The 19,458-nt window shown below is 72.6% G+C and carries 19 protein-coding genes and 1 pseudogene; 1 reads left to right on the top strand and 19 read right to left on the bottom strand.

Going from position 1 to position 19,458, the window contains the following annotated elements; translation table 11 throughout:
* Positions 1 to 61 precede the first annotated feature (61 nt).
* The 5 genes from ACFXDE_RS41645 to rpsB all read right to left on the bottom strand — a co-directional run bounded on the left by ACFXDE_RS41645 (position 62) and on the right by rpsB (position 5,065).
* Positions 62 to 1,543 (bottom strand): phosphatidate cytidylyltransferase, encoded by a 1,482-nt coding sequence (locus tag ACFXDE_RS41645; protein ID WP_380499409.1) that lies wholly within the window; start codon positions 1,541 to 1,543, stop codon positions 62 to 64.
* Positions 1,543 to 2,100, bottom strand: a complete 558-nt coding sequence (gene frr, locus ACFXDE_RS41640) for a ribosome recycling factor (protein ID WP_380443880.1) — start codon at positions 2,098 to 2,100, stop codon at positions 1,543 to 1,545. Before frr ends, ACFXDE_RS41645 begins: the two co-directional genes overlap by 1 nt.
* 98 nt (positions 2,101 to 2,198) lie before the next feature.
* Positions 2,199 to 2,963: a UMP kinase gene (gene pyrH / locus ACFXDE_RS41635; protein ID WP_189923573.1), complete on the bottom strand. Its 765-nt coding sequence runs from the start codon at positions 2,961 to 2,963 to the stop codon at positions 2,199 to 2,201.
* Between the two features lie 261 nt (positions 2,964 to 3,224).
* Entirely contained in the window at positions 3,225 to 4,064 is an 840-nt protein-coding gene (tsf, locus tag ACFXDE_RS41630) for a translation elongation factor Ts (RefSeq protein WP_280685338.1), read from the bottom strand.
* Between the two features lie 128 nt (positions 4,065 to 4,192).
* On the bottom strand, positions 4,193 to 5,065 hold the full coding sequence (gene rpsB, locus ACFXDE_RS41625; protein WP_380499408.1) for a 30S ribosomal protein S2: 873 nt from the start codon (positions 5,063 to 5,065) through the stop codon (positions 4,193 to 4,195).
* Positions 5,066 to 5,605: 540 nt separating this feature from the next.
* On the opposite strand from rpsB, the pseudogene ACFXDE_RS41620 reads away from it, so the two are divergent.
* Positions 5,606 to 6,304, top strand: a pseudogene (locus tag ACFXDE_RS41620) (peptidoglycan DD-metalloendopeptidase family protein); the annotation flags it as partial.
* A 131-nt stretch (positions 6,305 to 6,435) separates the two neighbouring features.
* On the opposite strand, the gene ACFXDE_RS41615 reads toward ACFXDE_RS41620, so the two are convergent.
* From ACFXDE_RS41615 to rimM, 14 genes are all read right to left on the bottom strand, one after another.
* Positions 6,436 to 7,023 (bottom strand): TetR/AcrR family transcriptional regulator, encoded by a 588-nt coding sequence (locus ACFXDE_RS41615; protein WP_380499412.1) that lies wholly within the window; start codon positions 7,021 to 7,023, stop codon positions 6,436 to 6,438.
* Positions 7,024 to 7,146: 123 nt separating this feature from the next.
* A complete protein-coding gene (gene whiG / locus ACFXDE_RS41610) occupies positions 7,147 to 7,983 on the bottom strand; it encodes an RNA polymerase sigma factor WhiG (RefSeq protein WP_380499411.1) in 837 nt (278 codons plus the stop codon).
* 691 nt (positions 7,984 to 8,674) lie between these two features.
* Complete coding sequence (gene dprA / locus ACFXDE_RS41605) at positions 8,675 to 9,856, bottom strand: DNA-processing protein DprA (protein WP_380499410.1); 1,182 nt, start codon at positions 9,854 to 9,856, stop codon at positions 8,675 to 8,677.
* 5 nt (positions 9,857 to 9,861) lie between these two features.
* Positions 9,862 to 11,571, bottom strand: coding sequence for a YifB family Mg chelatase-like AAA ATPase (locus tag ACFXDE_RS41600; RefSeq protein WP_380499407.1), 1,710 nt, complete (start codon positions 11,569 to 11,571; stop codon positions 9,862 to 9,864).
* Positions 11,571 to 12,029, bottom strand: coding sequence for a YraN family protein (locus tag ACFXDE_RS41595; RefSeq protein ID WP_359969624.1), 459 nt, complete (start codon positions 12,027 to 12,029; stop codon positions 11,571 to 11,573). Before ACFXDE_RS41595 ends, ACFXDE_RS41600 begins: the two co-directional genes overlap by 1 nt.
* Before the next feature lie 210 nt (positions 12,030 to 12,239).
* Positions 12,240 to 12,566, bottom strand: a complete 327-nt coding sequence (locus ACFXDE_RS41590; protein ID WP_329929696.1) for a DUF2469 domain-containing protein — start codon at positions 12,564 to 12,566, stop codon at positions 12,240 to 12,242.
* Between the two features lie 55 nt (positions 12,567 to 12,621).
* Positions 12,622 to 13,095 (bottom strand): NUDIX hydrolase, encoded by a 474-nt coding sequence (locus ACFXDE_RS41585; protein WP_380443871.1) that lies wholly within the window; start codon positions 13,093 to 13,095, stop codon positions 12,622 to 12,624.
* A 112-nt stretch (positions 13,096 to 13,207) separates the two neighbouring features.
* On the bottom strand, positions 13,208 to 13,963 hold the full coding sequence (lepB, locus tag ACFXDE_RS41580; RefSeq protein WP_380499406.1) for a signal peptidase I: 756 nt from the start codon (positions 13,961 to 13,963) through the stop codon (positions 13,208 to 13,210).
* Positions 13,964 to 14,108: 145 nt separating this feature from the next.
* Positions 14,109 to 15,110: a signal peptidase I gene (gene lepB / locus ACFXDE_RS41575; protein WP_380499405.1), complete on the bottom strand. Its 1,002-nt coding sequence runs from the start codon at positions 15,108 to 15,110 to the stop codon at positions 14,109 to 14,111.
* Positions 15,111 to 15,349: 239 nt separating this feature from the next.
* Complete coding sequence (lepB, locus tag ACFXDE_RS41570) at positions 15,350 to 16,237, bottom strand: signal peptidase I (RefSeq protein WP_380443865.1); 888 nt, start codon at positions 16,235 to 16,237, stop codon at positions 15,350 to 15,352.
* Positions 16,238 to 16,265: 28 nt separating this feature from the next.
* Positions 16,266 to 17,069 (bottom strand): signal peptidase I, encoded by an 804-nt coding sequence (gene lepB / locus ACFXDE_RS41565; protein WP_380499404.1) that lies wholly within the window; start codon positions 17,067 to 17,069, stop codon positions 16,266 to 16,268.
* Between the two features lie 245 nt (positions 17,070 to 17,314).
* On the bottom strand, positions 17,315 to 17,665 hold the full coding sequence (gene rplS / locus ACFXDE_RS41560; protein ID WP_063347674.1) for a 50S ribosomal protein L19: 351 nt from the start codon (positions 17,663 to 17,665) through the stop codon (positions 17,315 to 17,317).
* A 154-nt stretch (positions 17,666 to 17,819) separates the two neighbouring features.
* Positions 17,820 to 18,638: a tRNA (guanosine(37)-N1)-methyltransferase TrmD gene (gene trmD / locus ACFXDE_RS41555; protein ID WP_380443918.1), complete on the bottom strand. Its 819-nt coding sequence runs from the start codon at positions 18,636 to 18,638 to the stop codon at positions 17,820 to 17,822.
* A gap of 26 nt (positions 18,639 to 18,664) precedes the next feature.
* On the bottom strand, positions 18,665 to 19,300 hold the full coding sequence (gene rimM / locus ACFXDE_RS41550) for a ribosome maturation factor RimM (RefSeq protein WP_380499403.1): 636 nt from the start codon (positions 19,298 to 19,300) through the stop codon (positions 18,665 to 18,667).
* Positions 19,301 to 19,458 lie beyond the last annotated feature (158 nt).

The raw sequence follows: 19,458 nt of genomic DNA, 5'->3' as shown, positions 1-19,458 counted from the left end.
ACCCGCGCGCGGCCCCGGCACTTCGGCACCACCGGGGCCCTCCCGCGCGTGCGGGGGTGCGCTAGCTGCCGACGAAGGCGGCGAGCAGCAGCCAGACCACCGGGGCGGTCGGCAGGAGCGAGTCCAGCCGGTCCATGATCCCGCCGTGGCCGGGCAGCAGCGTGCCCATGTCCTTGATGCCGAGGTCGCGCTTGATCATCGACTCGCCCAGGTCGCCCAGGGTCGCGGTGACGGCCGCGCAGCCGCCCAGGATCAGGCCCTGCCACCAGCTGCCGCCGTCGATGATCAGCTGCATCAGCAGGGCGCCGGCCAGCATCGACAGGCCGATGCCGCCCGCCAGGCCCTCCCGGGTCTTGCCCGGGCTGATCGTCGGGGCCAGCTTGTTCTTCCCGAACTTGTAGCCCACCGCGTAGGCGCCGGTGTCGCTGCAGATCGTGACGATCAGGAAGAGCACGATCCGCTGGGGACCGTCGTCGGCCGCCAGCATCATCGCCACGAAGGTCGCGAGGAACGGCACGTAGAAGGCGGTGAACACGCCCGCCGTTATGTCCCGCAGGTAGTTGTCCGGCGGCTCGGCCATCCGCCAGACCATCACCGCGAGCCCGGTCAGCGCGAGCGAGGCCGCGGCCCACTGGACCCCGGCCCAGTAGCCGGTGGCGATCATCGCGATGCCGCCCGCAACCAGCGGGACCAGCGGCGCCTTGATCTGCTTGCGCTCGGACAGCCGGCTCGTCAGCTCCCACACGCCGACCGACGCCGCGGCCATCACGACGACCAGGAACAGCGCCTTCACCACGAACAGCGAGGCGATGATCACCGCGCCGAGACCGACCCCGACCCCTATCGCGGCCTGGAGGTTACGGCCGCCGCGCTGCTTGCGGGGCTGGGGCTGCGGCTCGGGCTGGGCCACGGGCGTCTCCTGCCCTGGGTGGGACGACGGCACGAAGGGGGGATGCCCGGCCGCCGGGTGGCTCGACGGAGGCGCGGGGTGCGCCGGAGCCCCCGGGTACGGCGGAGCGCCGTGGCCGGGGGCGGGGGCGACGTCATCGGTCATCGCGCGCAGCACGACGGTCTCCGACGCACCCGGCACCGCCGCAGCGGAATGCTCGTCCCGGAACAGCGGACCGCTCAGCCGGCCCGCCTCCCGCGCCTGGCCCGCGTCCTGGCGGGCCGAGGGGTGCGAACCGGCCGCCGGGCCCGCGGCCGGACCGCCGGGCAGGCCGGGGCCGCCGGGCGGGACCGGGTCGGCCGGTACGGGAGGCATGACCTGAGTCTCCTCCGCGTCGGGGCCCCAGTACACCGGGGGCTGCGAGGCGTGACCCGTTCGGCCGCCCTGGTCGCCCGGGACGGCGCCGGGCGCACCCTGGGCGACCTGCGGGCCCGGTGCGGCGGGATCGCCGTACCCCGGCGCCGTGGGATCGGCGTACCCGGGCGCCGCGTGCGACGGCTGCCGGGGGGCCTGCGGCTGCGGCGCCGGGCGGTAGGGCTGGAACTGCTGGTCGGATGGGCCCCAGTAGCCAGGGGCGTCAGGGGCGTCGTTCATCAGACTTCGAGCAGCTCGGCTTCCTTGTGCTTGAGCAGCTCGTCGACCTGGGCCACGTACTTGGCCGTGGTGTCGTCGAGCTCCTTCTCGGCGCGGCGACCCTCGTCCTCGCCGACCTCGCCGTCCTTGACCAGCTTGTCGATGCCGTCCTTGGCCTTGCGACGCACGGCGCGGATCGAGACCTTGGCGTCCTCGCCCTTGGTGCGGGCGATCTTGATGAACTCCCGGCGGCGCTCCTCGGTGAGCTCGGGCAGCACCACCCGGATGATGGAGCCGTCGTTCGAGGGGTTGACGCCCAGGTCGGAGTCGCGGATGGCCTGCTCGATGGCCTTCAGCGCGGTCTTGTCGAACGGCGAGACGACCGCCATCCGGGGCTCCGGCACCGAGAACGAGGCCAGCTGGTTGATGGGGGTCACGGCGCCGTAGTACTCGGCGACGATCTTGGCGAACATCGCCGGGTGGGCACGGCCGGTGCGGATGGCCGCGAGGTCGTCCTTGGCGACGAGGACGGCCTTCTCCATCTTCTCCTCGGCCTCGAGGAGGGTCTCTTCGATCACTGTGGTCTCCCTGTCCGGTTCATCTGCTGTTGTCCCGACCGGTGTCGGCGTGGCGCCCGGTCACGGCGCCGACGCCGTCCCGTACGGCTGGTTGCTGCTCAGGCCCGGACGGAATCCTGGCTGATGAGTGTGCCGATCTTCTCACTCTTCACCGCGCGCGCGATATTGCCCTCCGCAAGCAGCTCGAACACCAGCATCGGGAGGTTGTTGTCCTTGCACAGCGTGATGGCGGTGAGGTCGGCGACCTTCAGGTCGCGGGCGATGACCTCGGAGTACTCCAGCGCGTCGAACTTGACCGCGTCCGGGTTGGTCCGCGGGTCGGAGTCGTAGACGCCGTCCACGCCGTTCTTGCCCATCAGCAGGACGTCCGCGTGGATCTCCAGCGCCCGCTGGACGGCCGTGGTGTCGGTGGAGAAGTACGGCATGCCCATACCGGCGCCGAAGATCACCACGCGGCCCTTCTCCAGGTGCCGGACGGCCCGCAGCGGCAGGTACGGCTCGGCGACCTGGCCCATCGTGATCGCGGTCTGGACGCGGGTCTCGATGCCCTCCTTGACCAGGAAGTCCTGGAGCGCGAGGCAGTTCATCACGGTGCCGAGCATGCCCATGTAGTCGGACCGGGCCCGGTCCATGCCACGGACCTGCAGCTCCGCGCCGCGGAAGAAGTTGCCGCCGCCGATGACCACGGCGACCTCGGTGCCGGCGCGCACGACCGTGGCGATCTCCCGGGCGATCGCGTGCACGACGTCCGGGTCGACGCCGAGCCCGCCGCCACCGGCGAAGGCTTCACCGGACAGCTTCAGCAGCACCCGGCGGCGCGAGCCGTCCTTGGGGTCCTGCGCGGTCTCCTGCGTCTCCTGCATGGGACTTCTCCTTCTGCACCTACTTGGTTCACAGACGCGGGTGTGCGGGTGCCCGGTCTGCGCGTACACGCGAGGAGGCCACTGCCGCGGGAACCGGTTCGGTGTCCTGCACGGCAATGGCCTCCTCGTCGTTCATGGTGCCGACGCGGCCCGCCCGTGGCGGTTGTCGCTGGGTGAGCCCGTTCGGCGTTCCTCCCGCCCGGGTCAGCGGGCGGGGGCGGTTCCCAGCGTAAGCGCGCCGGGGACCAGGGGGAACGTGGCTCAGGCGCCGACGCGGAAGCGGGCGAAGCGCTTGAGGGCGACGCCGTTCTCCTCGAGGACCTTGGCGACGGACTTCTTGTTGTCCTTCGCGAAGGCCTGCTCCAGGACGGAGTTCTCCTTCACGAAGCCGGTGACGCGACCCTCGACGATCTTCGGCAGGGCGGCCTCCGGCTTGCCCTCCTCGCGAGCGGTGGCCTCGGCGACGCGGCGCTCGTTCTCGATGTCCTCGGCCGGGATGTCCTCGCGGGACAGGTACTTCGGCGCGAAGGCGGCGATGTGCTGCGCGACGTCCTTGGCGACCTCGGCGTTCTCCTTGTCCAGCTCGACCAGGACGCCGACGGCCGGCGGCAGGTCGGGGCTGGTCTTGTGGAGGTAGACCGCGACGAAGCCGTCACCGTCGAACTGGGCGAAGCGACGGAAGACGATCTTCTCGCCCAGGGTCGCGTTGGCCTCGTCGACGAACTGCTGGACGGTCTTGCCGGCCTCGATCTCGGAAGCCAGGGCGGCGTCCAGGTCGGCCGGGGCGGTCTTGGCCACGTGGGCGGCGATCGCGTCGGCGACCTTGACGAAGTTGTCACCCTTGGCGACGAAGTCGGTCTCGCAGTTGAGCTCGACCAGCACGCCGGACTTCTTGTCCTCGGCGATCAGCGCGGCGACGGCGCCGTTGGAGGCGTCACGGCCCTCGCGCTTGGCGACGCCCTTCTGGCCCTTGATGCGCAGGAGCTCGACGGCCTTCTCGACGTTGCCCTCGGCCTCGTCCAGGGCCTTCTTGCAGTCCATCATGCCGGCGCCGGTGAGCTCACGGAGCTTCTTGACGTCCGCGGCGGTGAAGTTCGCCATGGTGTGAATCTCTTCTCGCGTCTCGCGTGTCTGCGTGGGGATGTGCCGGGACCGTTGTCCGGTCCCGGCACGGGAGAGAGGGGCACCTACCGGCGTCGTACCGGCGAGTGCCCCTCACCCTTGGTACGTCAGGCCTGCTCGGCCGGAGCCTCGGCGGCCGGGGCCTCGGCGGCAGGGGCCTCAGCGACAGCAGCCTCGGCGGCGGCGGGGGCCTCCTCGGCCTTCTTCTCGCCCTCGATGAGGTCCTTCTCCCAGTCGGCCAGCGGCTGGTCGGCACCCGGCTCGGCCTTGGCGTCGCCCTTGGCGACACCGGCGCGGGACTTGAGGCCCTCGGCGACGGCGTCGGCGATCACGCGGGTCAGCAGGGTGACGGAGCGGATCGCGTCGTCGTTGCCCGGGATCTTGTAGTCGACCTCGTCGGGGTCGCAGTTGGTGTCGAGGATGGCGACGACCGGGATGTTGAGCTTCCGGGCCTCGCCGACCGCGATGTGCTCCTTCTTGGTGTCCACGATCCACACGGCGCTGGGAACGCGCTGCATGTCACGGATACCGCCGAGGGTCTTCTCCAGCTTGTCGTGCTCGCGCTGGAGGACCAGGAGCTCCTTCTTGGTGAGGCCGGAGCCGGCCACGTCCGAGAAGTCCAGCTCGCCGAGCTCCTTGAGGCGCTGCAGACGCTTGTAGACGGTCGAGAAGTTGGTCAGCATGCCGCCGAGCCAGCGCTGGTTCACGTAGGGCATGCCCACGCGGGTGGCCTGCTCGGCGATGGCCTCCTGGGCCTGCTTCTTCGTGCCGACGAAGAGGACGCTGCCGCCGTGGGCAACGGTCTCCTTGATGAACTCGAAGGCGCGGTCGATGTAGTTCAGCGACTGCAGGAGGTCGATGATGTAGATGCCGTTGCGCTCGGTGATGATGAAGCGCTTCATCTTCGGGTTCCAGCGGCGGGTCTGGTGACCGAAGTGGACGCCGCTCTCCAGCAGCTCCCGCATCGTGACGACGGCCATAGCCGTTCTCCTCAGGTGTTACGGCCCGGCTGCCGCGCAGGCCGTCCCGGGGCTCGCGCGATGGCGCTCCCCGTTCGGGTGACTGCATGTACGGCCGGGTCAGGCTCGGTTTGTCCGTGGCGGTCAGGTGACAGCCACGCCTGACGCCCCGAACGTGCCGAGCCGCTTGAACCCGCTCGGTCGGGGACCGGGGCGGGCTCGGCGGACCGAGCGGCACTCGCACCTGGCGGGGGCGGCGGCCGAGCCGCATCCGTCCACCGGTGGCGGGGCGTGCGAAGTCGACCCGGCGGACCGGGTCGCGTGTGAAGTGTACGGGAAGCGCCGAGTGGGGGGCGACTCCGCAGGTGGCGGAGGGGCCGCGGACGGGCGGCCGTCCGGCGGCACGGGCGCCGCCGGCGCGGGCCGGAGCGCGGTCGGAGTGTGGTCGGGGTGTGGTCGGGGTGTGGTCGGAGTGCCGTCGCCACGACGTTCGCTAGGACGTTCGCCACGACGCTCGCGACGGTGGGTCCGCGGGGCCGCCGGGAAGCGCTTGTACACCGGATGGCGGCGTCCGTACACCCATTCGGGGGATACCGCTCGTTCGCGGGGACGGTTTGTCCACAGGAATCCCGAAGGGGGTGGTGTGGGCGCTTCGCGGCCTGGACGCTCGGGCGCATGACTGGTCGTGGTGGGGTTCGGGGGGTGTCGTCGGCTTTGTCGGCTTCGTCGGCGGCATTCTCGGCGCTGTTCGTGGTGCTGTGCGTTGTGATGGTGCTCGTCCTGGCGGGCGCTGCGGCCGCGCGCGGTCTTGGGTCTCTTGCCGTGGCGGGGCGTTCGGGCCCGGGTGACTCCGGGGACGGCATCTCTGCCGGACCGGCGCCTGGACGGGCATGGCCGGTGGGTGGGCCCGGCGGGGTGCTCGGGCGGTTCGTGGCACCGGCGAAGCCGTGGTCCGCCGGGCACCGCGGCGTGGACCTGGCCGCCCCGGCGGCAGCGGAGATCAGGGCTGCGGCTCCGGGAGTGGTCACGTTCTCCGGGCTGGTCGCGGGCCGCCCGGTGGTGACGGTGACGCACCCCGGCTCGGGGGCTCCCGCCCTGCGGACCACCTATCTCCCCGTCACCGGCACTGTGCCCGTGGGCGGCACGGTCGGCGCCGGGCAGGTGATCGGGCGGCTGGCCCCGCTCGCCCCGCTCGCCGGAGAGGGACGGCACTGTGCCGGGCGGGGCTGCCTGCACTGGGGCCTGCTGCGCGGCGACCGCTACCTCGACCCGCTCGCCCTGCTCGGCGCGGGCGCGGCGCGGCTGCTGCCGACGGGTTCGCCGACGGGCGCCTCGCCTCGACCGGGGCGACCTGTGCCGATCGGCGGCTCAGCCGCGAAGGATCCGGCGGTTCAGCCGCGGGAGAGACCGTGCAGGGCCATCGCGACGGCGGCGTCGGCGATCTGCTCGGGGCTCTCGGCGAGGCCACCGACCGCGGCTCCTGCCGCCGCCAGTTGCTCGCCATGGCGGACGGCCGCCTCGACGACCCCCTGGAGCAGCGCCGCGGTGAGCCTCGGCTGAGTGTGGCCCAGCTCTTCCAGGGCCAGGGTGACCAGGCCGACCAGCTTCCCGTGCGCCGCCCGGATCCGCTCGCGCGCGGCCTCGTCGAGCTCCAGCGCCGAGATCGCCACGACCGCCCGGTGGCGCGGATCGGCGGCGAGCGCCAGCTGTCCCCGGACGTAGGCCTCGATGCGGCCGGCCGCCGTGTCGCAGCTCTCCATCCCGGCCTCGATCTCGGCCGCCCAGAGCGGGAAGTCCACCTCACACAGCGCCTCGACCACCGCGGCGCGGGAGCGGAAGTACTCGTAGACCGAGGAGCGCGCGAGCCCGGTCCGCGCCGCGAGGGCGGGGAAGGTCAGCGCCTCCATGCCCCCCTCGGTGAGCAGGACGCGGGCAGCGTCGAGGAGAGCTGCCCGCTGCAGCTGGCGATGCTCGGCCACCGTGGCCGCTCGGATCTTCGGCACGCTCCCACTTTACGGAGACCTACACGCGGCCGATACGCCGCCGCGCAAACCTCGGGCTGCCCGGCCGGAACCGCACGCCCGAGCGGGCGGCCGCACGCACTACCGGACGTCCGACAGCTTGGCGCGCAGCTGCAGGACGGACTTGGTGTGGATCTGGCTCACCCGGCTCTCCGTCACCCCGAGGACCTGGCCGATCTCGGCGAGGGTCAGGCCCTCGTAGTAGTAGAGCGTCACCACCGTCTTCTCGCGCTCCGGGAGGGTGTTGACCGCCTGGGCCAGCAGCCTGCGCAGCTCCCGGTCCTCGGCCACCTCGACGGGGTTGTCGGCGCCGTGGTCCTCCAGGGTGTCCACCAGGCTCAGCCGGTCGCCGCCCTCCCCCACGGGGTGCAGCAGCTCGTCGAGCGCCACGACGTTGGCGAGCGACAGCTGGCTGAAGATGGCGTGCAGGTCCTCGATCGCGATGCCCATCTCCGCCGCGACCTCGGGCTCGTGCGGGGTCCGGCGAAGCCGGGCCTCCAGCGTCGCGTACGTCCGCTCGACCGCCTTGGCCTTCTGCCGCACCGAGCGCGGGATCCAGTCCAGTGCCCTCAGTTCGTCGATGATCGCGCCGCGGATGCGGCTGATCGCATAGGTCTCGAACTTGATGGCCCGGTCGATGTCGAACTTCTCGATCGCGTCGATCAGCCCGAAGACCCCGGAGGAGACGAAGTCGGCCTGCTCGACGTTGGAGGGCAGACCCACCCCGACCCGGCCCGCCACGTACTTGACGAGCGGTGAGTAGTGCAGGATCAGCTGCTCCCGCAGCCGCTGGTCGCCGGTCTCCTTGTAGGAGCGCCAGAGTTCCTCCAGCGCGCTGCGCGCGGGGCTGCCCGCCTCCGGCCCTCGGCGAGGTGAAGGCGCCGACGGGCCTGCGGACGGGGCCGACGGCGGGGGCAGTGCTTGGGCCCGAGGCGGAAGCTGGGCCGGGGATGGGGCCTGCGTCGGGGGCAACACTGCAGCCGGGGGCGGAGCCTGCCGTCCCGGTCCGGGCGGGGGCGCCGGTGGTGGCACCGCCGCGGGCGCCTCCGTGACGGCACTCGCCCCGGTCGGACCGTCGGCGGCCGCCCCGATCCACGTGCCCGTACCGACCACGACCTCGCCCCCGCCGGTACCGGCGTCAGCCCCGTCGACCGCGTCGGAACCGACGGCATCGGGGCCGGCCGGGTCGGGACCGGCGGCATCGGCGGGCTGGCCGGGCACCGACGCCGGCCGGCCGCCCTGCCGTGACAGGCTCCCCATCGCCCCCGTCGCCTTGGGCGGGTACTCGGTCACGGGGCGCCGCTCGGTGCGCGGTCCTCCCGAGGACCGGGCGCCACCGGTCACTCTGTGTCCGGGAATGTGTGTGGGCATGCGTTGGTCTGCGCCGTTCTGCCGAGTCATGTGCTGATAGGGAAGGCATGTGGAGCGTAGCGTGACCGACTCACTGCAATGCGCTACCGCCACTCGGTCGTCCCTCGATCCGGTGGCGTTCTCGTCACCGGATCCGGGCACCCGCAGTGGACGAACCGGTTCGGCAGGTCAACCCCCCGATCTCCCGTCACTCCTTCTTGCAGCCCCCATCTGCGCAGCTGTTCGCCCCTCCCCGCGATCACCTCCTCCGCACGATTCGCCAGTGCGCGCCGTGCCGCTCCACGAAGCCGAGCGAGCCCAACTCGTAGAGCCGCTGGAGCACTTCGTCCGGCGGCAGCCCCGACTGCCGGGCCAGCCGCTCGACCGGCGCGCCCTCGGCCGTCGCCGGCACGGCCTCCAGCACCCGTGCGACCGGCGGCTCCAGCAGGTCCCTCGGCAGGACCGGCCCGGCCCGCGGCGGCGCGAGGTCGTCCCCGATCGCACCGATCAATTCCGTCACCTCCGCCGCGTCGGTGACCAGCGTGGCGCCGCCACTGCGGATCAGGGCGTGCACGCCCGCCGAGAGTTCGGAGGTGACCGGCCCGGCCACGCCCATGGTGTGCCGGTTGAGGTCCCGCGCCCGTCTGGCCGTGCTCAGTGCCCCGCTGCGCACGGCCGCCTCCACCACCACGGTGCCCCTGGTGAGGGCCGCGATGACCCGGTTGCGCAACACGAAGCGGAAGCGGTTCGGATGTTCCCCGGGCGGTAGTTCGCTGACCAACAGGCCCTGGACCCCGATCCGCCGGATCAATTCGGCATTGCCCTTGGGATACGCGACATCGACCCCGCAGGCGAGGACACCGACGGTCAGCCCGCCCACCGCCAGGGCTCCGCGGTGGGCGGCGGCGTCGATCCCGTAGGCGGCTCCGGACACCACCACCCAGCCCCGCTCGGCGAGTTGGGCCGACAGCTCCCCCGCGACGTGCGCGCCGTAGGCCGTGCAGGCCCGGGAGCCCACCACCGCCACCGAGCGGAGGGCCAGCAGGCGCAGCGACCCGGTACCGGTCGTCCAGAGCCCGACCGGCCGCCCGTCGCCCAGGTCGTCGAGCTGGCTGGGCCACTCCGTGTCCCCCGGAATGATGAAGCGTCCACCGGAGGCTCGTACCCGTTCCAGGTCCTCGGCCGGGTCCAGACCGGGGAGTCTCGCCTGGTAGCCGGCCAGGCGGGGCCCGTCGAGCCCGGGGTGGTCGGGCACGGCGCCCTCCCGGATCGCCTGGACCACCTCGACGGCGGCGAGCTGGCGGAGCCACCGGCCGACCACCGCGTCCCCGGGCTCGCTCAGGCGGCTGAGCAGTACCCGGGCGAGCCGCTCCGGCTCGGGCTGCGCGGCCGTCGTCGTCGGCGTCGGCGGCGGCGGCGGCTGTTGAGGATCCGCCGTCATCCGGTTCATGCGTCACCGTCCTCGTCCGCCGGGTACTCGTCGCGGGCTCCTCCGATTGGGCCCTTCCCCGGACCGCTCCGCTGGGCGGGGACGCCCCCGAGACGCCCGAAGGCGCGTTCAGTGAGCGGAAGACCGTGCTCCACGCCGGTGCGCAGGACCAGCGCCGTCCGCACGTCCCGTTGGTCCGGTCGGTCCCGGCCGGCGAGGTCCGCGACCGTCCAGGCGACCCGGAGCACCCGATCCAGACCCCGGGCGGTGAGCAGCCCGCGCTCCAACTGCCGTGCGGCGTCGTTCAGCGCGCCGGGGGCGAGCTGCCAGCGCGTCCGCAGTTCGTGCCCCGGGACCTCGGCGTTGACCCGCCAGGGCGTGCTGGCCAGCCGGGCGGCCGCCCGCTCCCGCGCGGCCAGCACCCGGGCCGCGATGATCTCGGTGGTCTCCGCCGTGGTGTCCCGCTCCATGAGCTCGACCCTGGTCACCGGGGCGACCTGGACCTGGAGGTCCACCCGGTCGAGCAACGGCCCCGACAGCCGCCCCTGGTAGCGGCTCACCATCGCCGGGGTGCACTCGCACCCCTCGCCCCGCCGTGAGTACCGGCCGCACGGACAGGGATTGGCCGCGAGGCAGAGCAGGAACCGGGCCGGGAGCCGGAGCGATCCGGCCGAGCGCGCGATCACCACCTCGCCCGACTCCAGCGGCTGCCGCAGCGCGTCGAGCACCCGGACGGGGAACTCCGGTGCCTCGTCCAGGAACAGGACGCCCCGGTGGGCCAGCGACACCGCGCCTGGTCTGGGCAGGCCGCTGCCGCCACCCACGATCGCCGGCATCGTGGTCGAGTGGTGCGGGGAGCAGTACGGGGCGCGGTCGATCAGCGGACGGCCCGCCGGGAGCAGGCCCGCCACCGAGTGCACCGCGGTGACCTCCAGCGCCTCCTTCTGCGTGAGCGGCGGGAGCAGCGAGGGCAGCCGCTCGGCCAGCATCGTCTTGCCGGCCCCGGGCGGCCCCTTCAGGTACAGGTGGTGTCCCCCGGCGGCGGCGATCTCCAGGGCCCGCCGGGCCTCGTACTGACCGGCCACGTCGGCCATGTCGAGGCGGGCCGCCTTGTCGTCGGGCAGGCCCCGCACGCCCGCGCTCGGCAGCATGAGCCCGGCCATCAGGGGATCGGGGCGGCCCGTGATCGGATCGGGCGGCTCCTCCGGCGCGGGCACACCGGTGAGGACGGCGAGCAGCTGGCGCAGGCTGCGGACCCCGATCACCTTCGCCCCGGGGACGAGCGAGGCCTCGGCCGCCGTCTGCTCGGCGACGACGACCCGCTCGTACCCGGCGTCGGTGGCGGCCAGCACCGAGGGCAGCACTCCACGGACGGGCCGCACCCGGCCGTCCAGCCCCAGTTCGCCGATGATCAGCAGGTCGGCGATGGCCGACGGGTCGAGCCGCTCGGCGGCGGCCAGCACGGCGCAGGCCACCGCGAGGTCGAAGCCGCTGCCGCTCTTGGGCACGGAGGCGGGGCTGAGGCCGACGGTCAGCTTGCGCTGCGGCCACGCCTCGCCGCTGTTCACGACGGCCGCGCGCACCCGGTCGCGGGCCTCGGACAGCGCCTTGTCGGGCAGGCCGACCAGGGTGAACGCGGCCACCCCGGGCTCCAGATCGGCCTGGACCTCGACGATCACCCCGTCGACGCCGACCAGCGCGACGGAACAGGTACGGGCGAAGGCCATCAGACCACCCCCCGCAGGTGGTCCACCGAGGCGGCGCCCCGGGACCGGTTGATCACCGCGACCAGGTCGATCCGCACCCCGCCCGGCGGGACGGGCGGCCACTGCGGATCGGCGGGCCCGGGGTCGTACCCGGGCCCGGCCAGCTGCGCGAAGTGCCCGGGCCAGCGCTCGGCCAGCCACCGCTCGGCCAGCCGCTGCAGCCGGGCCGCCTTGGCCTGGTCGATGGCCTCGGTCGGCTGCTGGAAGCCCCGCTCGGAGCGGGTCTTCACCTCGCAGACCGCCACGGTGTCGCCGTCGAGGGCGACGATGTCCAGCTCACCCTCGGCGCAGCGCCAGTTGCGGTCCAGGATGCGGAGCCCGTCCTCCGCGAGGCGGCGGGCGGCGACCCGCTCGCCGTAGCGGCCGAGGCTGGTCTTGCTCGGCCTGTCCGGCCCGCCCTGGCGGGCCTGCCGGGTGATCGCGCCCTGCGCGGTCGGGTTCTGCACGGTCGTGTTCTGCACGATGACCACCTCCGCCGTGGAGGTTGCAACGCCGTGCTCGGCGGGACCCGGTATTTCCCTTTTCCTGTGGACAACTAGCGCCTGTGGATAACTTCCGTCACCCGCAGGAGTGAGAATCCCCGATTGCGCGAAATTCCCCTGGACAACGCGGAACCGGGCGGTCCAACGTCAGTTCCCGAAGCCGGCGTCGTCCGAGGGCAGCTCCAGATCGCTCTTCGCGAGTTCCTCGATGTTCACGTCCTTGAAGGTCAGCACCCGGACCTTGCGGACGAACCGGGCCGGCCGGTACATGTCCCAGACCCACGCATCCGCCATCGACACCTCGAAGAAGACCTCACCCTGGACCGAGTGCACCTGCAGCTCGTAGTCGTTGGTGAGGTAGAAACGTCGCTCGGTCTCGATCACGTACTTGAACAGGCCGACGACGTCCCGGTACTCCCGGTAGAGCTTGAGCTCCATCTCGGTCTCGTACTTCTCGAGATCTTCGGCACTCATCCAGGCGTCCCCTCAACTTGTCACGTCCACCCATTGTGGACCACCGCACCCACGCTCAGAGCCGTACCGGAGCGACCGGCGGGCCCTGTACCAGCAGTCGCTCCAGGAAGTCGGCCAGTCCGGCCGGGTAGACCGTCTCGGCGGTCCGCCTCAGCTCCTCGAGCGTCCACCAGCGTGCCGCGAGCAACTCGGCGTGTTCCTCGTCGCCCATGCCCGAGTGGTCGAGGCCGGTGGCCTCGGTCCGGGCCAGGTGGAACCACTGCTCCTGCTCGTAGCGCTGTCCCCGGAAGGAGAACGACACCGTGCCGTACCCCACCAAGGGCCCCAGCTCCACGCCCCGCAAACCGGTTTCCTCCACGAGCTCCCGCGCGGCGGCGTCGCGCACGTCCTCCCCGGGTTCCAAACCGCCTCCCGGGGTGAACCACCAGGTCACGTCCGGCACCGCCGGATCCGAGCCCAGGAAGAGGAGGACGCGGTCCGACCCGTCCAGCAGCAGGATCCGCGCCGCCTGGCGACGCCGTACCGTCATGGCAGCTCTTCACACCCCTTCCGTCCGCATCGGTGGTGGTACCGATCCTGCCACCCGACGCGTCCATCCGGGGCGATGTTCGACAGAGCGGCCCGGCAGGCGGCGGCCGCGCTCAGGATGCGCGCCCCCGACGGAACCGGCGGGCCAGACCGGCCACGCCGCCCACCGCCGAGGTCACGACGATCAGCGCCGCGCCGGCCACGGTGGCCACCGCCGCCGGGACCAGCGGACCGGGCTGAGCGGCCCGCGGACCGGCGAGGCCGTCGAACGCCGTGGTCCGGGTGAACCCACCCATCCGGCCGAACGGCATCGCGGTCGCCTCCACCCGGGCCTCGACGGCGTCGGCCGCGACGGTCCCGCCGTCGACCGACAAGTGGGTACGGGAATCGAGCGAGACGATCCGGTTGTCGCCGAGCAGGAAGAGCCGCCCCTGCGGCACCGTGACGCTGAAGGCCGTGCCCTGCGGACCCTGCGCCGCGAGGTAGGGCTCGGTGACCGGGGTCCCGTTCACCGTCAGCCCGCGGCCGTCCTCGGCGGAGGCCACGGTATCCCCGCCCACCGCGACGACCCGCTTGACCATGAGCTCGCCGCCCCAGGCCTGGTCCTTGAAGACCACGACGTCACCCCGGCCGACGGAGCCGCCGTCGGTCTTCCGGGCGAGCACCGTGTCCCCGACCTCCAGCGTGGGGGACATCGAGCCCGAGGGGATGTTGTAGGGCCGGTAGCCGACCGCGATCACGGCGAAGCCGCCGACCAACAGCACCAGGCCGAGCCCGATCAGGACGCCCTGGATCACGGCGGCCGCCCGGTGGCGCGGCCGGGTGGGCGTGACCGGCCGGTCGGCGGTCTGTTCCACGACACTGCTCATCGACACCGTCCAGCTCTGACCCGCCGGAGCACGCCCCGGGTGCGCCGGAGGCACAGGCGGAAAACCCGTCGGGCCGTGGCACGTCCGAGCAGATTACTCGTCGGTACCACGGCCCGCGCAAGAGCTGGGGAGGAGCTGCCGGAGCTCAGGAGTCCTTCCGGCGGTCCGACCTGTTCCGCACCCGGCGCACCAGTGGGAGCAGCGCCACCGCTCCCGCCGCGCCGGCCACCGGCGGCACCAGCGGCACGCCCGCCGCCAGGCCCTTCTGGTCGAAGGTGCCCGGCACCGGCAGCGTCGCCCAGCGGTCGATCGGCCAGGCCACCACGAAGGCGCGCCCGATCACGTCGTCCACCGGAACGGTCCCGCCGCCCGGCTGGTCCATGTGGAAGCGGGAGTCCAGCGAGTCGTCGCGGTGGTCGCCCATCACCCAGATCCGGCCCGACGGCACCTTCAGCGGCCCGAAGGTCCGGCTGCAGGGGTTGTTGCCCGGGAAGATGTACGGCTCGTTGAGCGCGACGCCGTTCACCTTGACCGGACCGCCGCTCTCGCACTCGACGGTGTCGCCGCCGACCGCGATGACCCGCTTGATCAGGTCCTTCTCGTTGGCCGAGGGCATCAGGCCGACGAAGCTGAGGACGTCCTGCACCCCCCGGAGGAAGGAGTTGCTGCTCTGCTGGACGGGCTCGTCGTTCAGCCAGCCGCCCGGGTCGTGGAACACCACGACCTCGCCGCGCTCGGGCTCGGCCCCGAACCAGGGGGTCAGCTTGTCCACGAGGACGCGGTCACCGACCTGCAGCGTGTTCTGCATCGACTCCGACGGGATGGAGAAGGCCTGGACGAAGAAGGTCTTGATCACCAGGGCCAGGACCAGCGCGATGCCGATCAGGATCGGCAGTTCCTTCCAGAACGATCGCGGCTTCTTGTCCTTGTCGGACGCCTTGCCCTCCGGCTCGTCCGCCGGCCCGGCCCCGCTCCGGAGCTCGCCCGGGGTACCGCCCGTCCCGTCGCCCGGCTCGTCGGCGGACTGGGCCGCCGCGTCCTCGACCGAGGCCGACGGCGCTGCGGACTCGGCGGACCGGTCCGCCCGGCCGCCGGAGCCCTCGGGCTCTCCGGCGCCTGAGCGGGCGCCGATCACCAAATCCCCCACAACGTCTCCTCCCTGCTGTGCGGACGCCCGTGCGCCCGCGCTCGGAGTGCCGCACAGCGGGCACCACGCTCACTACGACCATGAACGCCTCAGGGCTGCCCACCACGGGCGCCCCTGACACCAGCACAGCCTCGACGCTCAGCCGGAAAGCCCGGCCGCGCCTGCACTTCTCTATCACTCCCAGGCATCCGGCTCGCGGTCCCACGCGCGCGACCCGGTGGGTCGGCGGCCGGCGTGGCCTACCGCGAAGGCCCGTCCGGCCTGCGAACGGCAAGCGGAAGGATGCCCAACACACCCATAACGAGCGGAGGTTCCATCGGAACCGGCCCAACGGGCACCGAATTCGGCGCAGTTCCGGCGGCCTGCGGAGCACGTGCCAGAGAGGAGAGTGAACTCGGCTCGTCAAGTTGATGGAAGCGGTCCAGCGGCCAGGCGATCACGAAGGCCCGGCCGACCACACCGCTCAGCGGGATCGTGCCCTGGCCGGGATTCCCCATGTGGAAACGGGAGTCGGCGGACACGTCCCGGTGGTCGCCCATGACCCAGAGCCGGCCCTGGGGCACCTTCACCTTGAAGGGCTGCCGGGACGGCGGGTTCCCGGGCGAGAGGTAGGGCTCCTCCACCGGCGTGCCGTTGACGCTCAACCGCCCCTGCGCGTCGCAGCACTCCACGGTGTCCCCGCCGACGCCGATGACCCGCTTGATCAGATCCTGCTCGCTGTCGGACGGCAGCAGCCCGACGAAAGTGAGGACCTGCTTGGCCCCGCCCAGGATCGGACCGTCGTCGGACGGCTTGTGATCGCTCTCCAGCCAGCCGCCGGGGTCCTTGAACACCACGACGTCTCCGCGCGACGGCTCGTTGCCGAACCAGGGGGTGAACTTGTCCACCAGCACCCGGTCCCCGACCTGGATGGTCTGCTCCATCGACCCCGAGGGGATCACGAAGACCTGGATCATGAAGGTCTTCATCACCAGCGCCACCAGCAGGGCCACCAGGACGATCAGCGGGAACTCGCGCAGCAGCGAGCGCTTGCGCCGCCGGGCCGCGCGCTGCGCGGTGCGGCGTCGATCGGCCCGGCCGCGGGCCGGAACGACGCCGTCGCCACCCTCGGCGCCCTCCCCCGCCACGTCGGCGGGGTGGTCTGCCAGTCGGCCCCTACCTCTGGTCCCCATGACCACCCGTCCCCGCTGTCGCGGCGAAGGCCGCCGGCCGGTCCAGGCTGTTCCAGCGCGCGATCGGGAAGACCACCCAGTCCGCCCGGCCGATCACCCTGCCCTCCGGCACGAACCCGCCGCCGGGCTCGCCGAGGTGATCGCGGGAGTCCCGGGAGGCCCTGCGGTGGTCGCCCATCACCCACAACTTGCCGGCCGGCACCACCACGTCGAAGGCCACGCCGGACGGCTCGTCGCCCGGGGCGAGGTAGGAGGACTCGTCGATCGGCACACCGTTGACGGTGATCCGCCCGCCGGGCCCGGTGCTGGTCACGCGGTCGCCGCCGATGCCGATCACCCGCTTGACGTACACCGTGTCGCCGGCCGGGGCCAGCCCGAGGTCCCGGCCGAGCGAGCGCAGCCCGTCCCAGAAGCCGGCCGGCCGGTCCGGCTCCGGAAGGAAGGAGCCCGTCCCGTCGAAGACCACGACGTCGCCCCGCCGGGGGTGGTCGCCGAAGGCGTAGGCGAGCTGGTTCGCGATCAGCCGGTCGCCGGGGCGGAGGGTGTCCTCCATCGACCCGGACGGCACCGTGAACGGCCGCGCGACGAAGGCGTTCACCAGGAGCAGCGCGGACAGGCAGATGCCCGCCAGGAGCAGGAGGTCCCGCGAGCGCGAACGCCCTGGCTCCTCGTCGTCCGCAGCCTCACCATCGCCGGCCTCACCATCGCCGTCGGTCTTGCCCCCGCCGTCGGTCTTGCCATCCGCCTCGGCATCGGCAACGCCACCGTCATCGGCCGCGTCGCCCACCGCATCCGCGGAAACCGCCCTGGGACCCGCCGCAGGAGCAATCGCAGGAGCAACCGCAGTGGCGGCGGCCGGAACAACCGCGGAAACGACCGCGGACCGCGGCGGCGAGTCCGCACCGGAGGGTGCGGGACTGCCGTCGCGGTCCGCGGGTGGTTCGTGCGTGCTCATCGGGGGCTGAGCTTACCGTGCGGCAGCCGCGCCCCCGGGAGCGCTCCGATCCCCCGGCGAGGCCGGGGGCCGGTGGATCAGCGGTCGCGCTTCTCCTTGATCTTCGCGGCCTTGCCGCGGAGGTCACGCAGGTAGTACAGCTTGGCGCGGCGAACCGCACCGCGGGTCACGACCTCGATCTTCTCGACGACCGGGGTGTGCACCGGGAAGGTGCGCTCCACGCCGACGTTGAAGCTGACCTTGCGGACAGTGAAGGTCTCACCGACGCCCGCACCGTGGCGGCGGATGACGACGCCCTGGAAGACCTGGACACGGGAGCGGTTGCCCTCGATGACCCGGACGTGGACCTTCAGGGTGTCACCGGCGCGGAAGGCCGGGATGTCGCTACGCAGCGAGGCCGCGTCGACAGCAGCGAGCTTGTTGCTCATGTTGCTCTCCATCGCAGGCGCCACGGGCCGCCCACGGAAGTTCGTCGCAATGGGGTCTGCTGCGGGCCGCATCGGCTGGCGGCGTTCCCCCCGTGGCGGGGGCGCCGGTCCACGTGACCCCTACGGGAGGGGCCCAGCGACAGACAGCAGCGGCCTATTCTTCCACACCCACGGCCGCGGACCGAAATCGGCCGAGCTCGTCGTCCCAGGCCAGGCCGAGGACGGAGAGCGCCGCCCGGTCCTTCTTGTCGAAGGCGCCGTACTGCCAGCGCTCCACCAGGTCGGGGCGGTTCGCCAGCGTACGGGCGAAGGCCTCGTCCCGGCGCCAGCGGGCGATGCGGCCGTGGTTGCCGCTGAGCAGCACGTCGGGCACGGTCCGGCCGCGCCACTCGGCGGGCTTGGTGTAGACCGGGCCCTCCAGGAGGTCGGCCATCGCGCCGGGGGCGAAGGAGTCGTCCCGGTGGGACTCGGCGTTGCCGAGCACCCCCGGCAGCAGCCGGGCGATCGCCTCGACCATCACCAGCACTGCGACCTCGCCGCCGGCCAGCACGTAGTCGCCGATCGAGGCCTCGACCACCGGCATCCGGGTGGCCGCCTCCTCGATCACCCGCCGGTCGATGCCCTCGTACCGGGCGGGCGCGAAGGCCAGCCAGGGGCGGCCGGCCAGTTCCTGGGCCAGCTCCTGGGTGAACGGGCGCCCGCTCGGGGTGGGCACCACCAGCGTCGGCACCTGCCCCTCGGGGCCGGCGGCGACCACCGCGTCCAGGGCCTCGCCCCACGGCTCGGGCTTCATCACCATGCCGGGGCCGCCGCCGTACGGGCTGTCGTCGACCGTCCGGTGGACGTCGTGCGTCCAGTCCCGCAGGTCGTGGACGTGCACGTCCAGCTGGCCGCGGGCGCGCGCCTTGCCGACGAGTGAGACGTTCAGGGGTTCCAGGTACTCCGGGAAGATCGAAACGACGTCGAGCCGCATCCCCGTCTGGACGCCCTCGGCCGCCGTCACTTCTCGCCTTCCCACGAGTCGCCGTGAGCGCCCTCCGGGGAGTCCTCCTGGGCGCCCTCGGCGGAGTCCTCGGCGGAGTCCTCCGGGGCCGCGGCGGCAGCACTGCCCGCCACCTCGGCCCGCTCCGGGTCGATGAGCCCGGCCGGCGGGGTGATCACGGCGCGCTGGTTCTCCAGGTCGATGGTCGGCACGATCTGGCTGACGAAGGGCACCAGCACATCCGTCCCGTCGGCCTTCCTCACCGTGAGCAGGTCCTGGTACGGCAGGTGGACGACCTCGGTGAGCTCGCCGACCGGGGTGCCGTCGGAGAGCACCACGTCCAGCCCGATCAGCTGGTGGTCGTAGTACTCCTCCGGGTCATCGGGGGTCTCGTCCGGGTCGACCTCGGAGATCAGCAGGGTGCCGCGGAGCGCCTCCGCCGCGTTGCGGTCCTTGACGCCGGCGAAGCGCAGCAGCAGCCGCCCGCTGTGCACCCGGCCGGACTCGACGGTCAGCGGCCCGACCGACGCGGGGTCGGTGAGCACGACGGCCCCCGGGCCGAGCCGGAGCTCCGGCTCGTCGGTGCGGACCTCGACGCTGACGTCCCCCCTGATGCCGTGGGCGCGGCCGATCTTGCCGACGACGAGCTGCACGGTGATCGTTCTCCTGGAGTTCCTGAGCTGGACGGGAAGCCGGCCACGTCCACGCCCTCGCGGGGCGGGAACATGGTGGCCGGATGCGAAAAGGGCCGAGCCGGGCGCCCATCGTGCCCGGGGGCCCCAAGCCCGGACGGGGGGACCGGCACCGGGCT

The sequence above is a fragment of the Kitasatospora sp. NPDC059408 genome (genome assembly GCF_042751525.1).
Classification (GTDB): Bacteria; Actinomycetota; Actinomycetes; order Streptomycetales; family Streptomycetaceae; genus Kitasatospora.
This window is presented reverse-complemented; position numbering and strand designations above follow the sequence as displayed.

Excerpts from the sequence above, each read along its gene's own strand:
- ACFXDE_RS41645 (WP_380499409.1), bottom strand. The coding sequence starts at position 1,543 with ATGAACGACGCCCCTGACGCCCCTGGCTACTGGGGCCCATCCGACCAG.
- pyrH (WP_189923573.1), bottom strand. The coding sequence starts at position 2,963 with ATGCAGGAGACGCAGGAGACCGCGCAGGACCCCAAGGACGGCTCGCGC.
- tsf (WP_280685338.1), bottom strand. The coding sequence starts at position 4,064 with ATGGCGAACTTCACCGCCGCGGACGTCAAGAAGCTCCGTGAGCTCACC.
- rpsB (WP_380499408.1), bottom strand. The coding sequence starts at position 5,065 with ATGGCCGTCGTCACGATGCGGGAGCTGCTGGAGAGCGGCGTCCACTTC.
- dprA (WP_380499410.1), bottom strand. The coding sequence starts at position 9,856 with ATGACGGCGGATCCTCAACAGCCGCCGCCGCCGCCGACGCCGACGACG.
- ACFXDE_RS41600 (WP_380499407.1), bottom strand. The coding sequence starts at position 11,571 with ATGGCCTTCGCCCGTACCTGTTCCGTCGCGCTGGTCGGCGTCGACGGG.
- ACFXDE_RS41590 (WP_329929696.1), bottom strand. The coding sequence starts at position 12,566 with ATGAGTGCCGAAGATCTCGAGAAGTACGAGACCGAGATGGAGCTCAAG.
- ACFXDE_RS41585 (WP_380443871.1), bottom strand. The coding sequence starts at position 13,095 with ATGACGGTACGGCGTCGCCAGGCGGCGCGGATCCTGCTGCTGGACGGG.
- lepB (WP_380499406.1), bottom strand. The coding sequence starts at position 13,963 with ATGAGCAGTGTCGTGGAACAGACCGCCGACCGGCCGGTCACGCCCACC.
- rplS (WP_063347674.1), bottom strand. The coding sequence starts at position 17,665 with ATGAGCAACAAGCTCGCTGCTGTCGACGCGGCCTCGCTGCGTAGCGAC.
- trmD (WP_380443918.1), bottom strand. The coding sequence starts at position 18,638 with ATGCGGCTCGACGTCGTTTCGATCTTCCCGGAGTACCTGGAACCCCTG.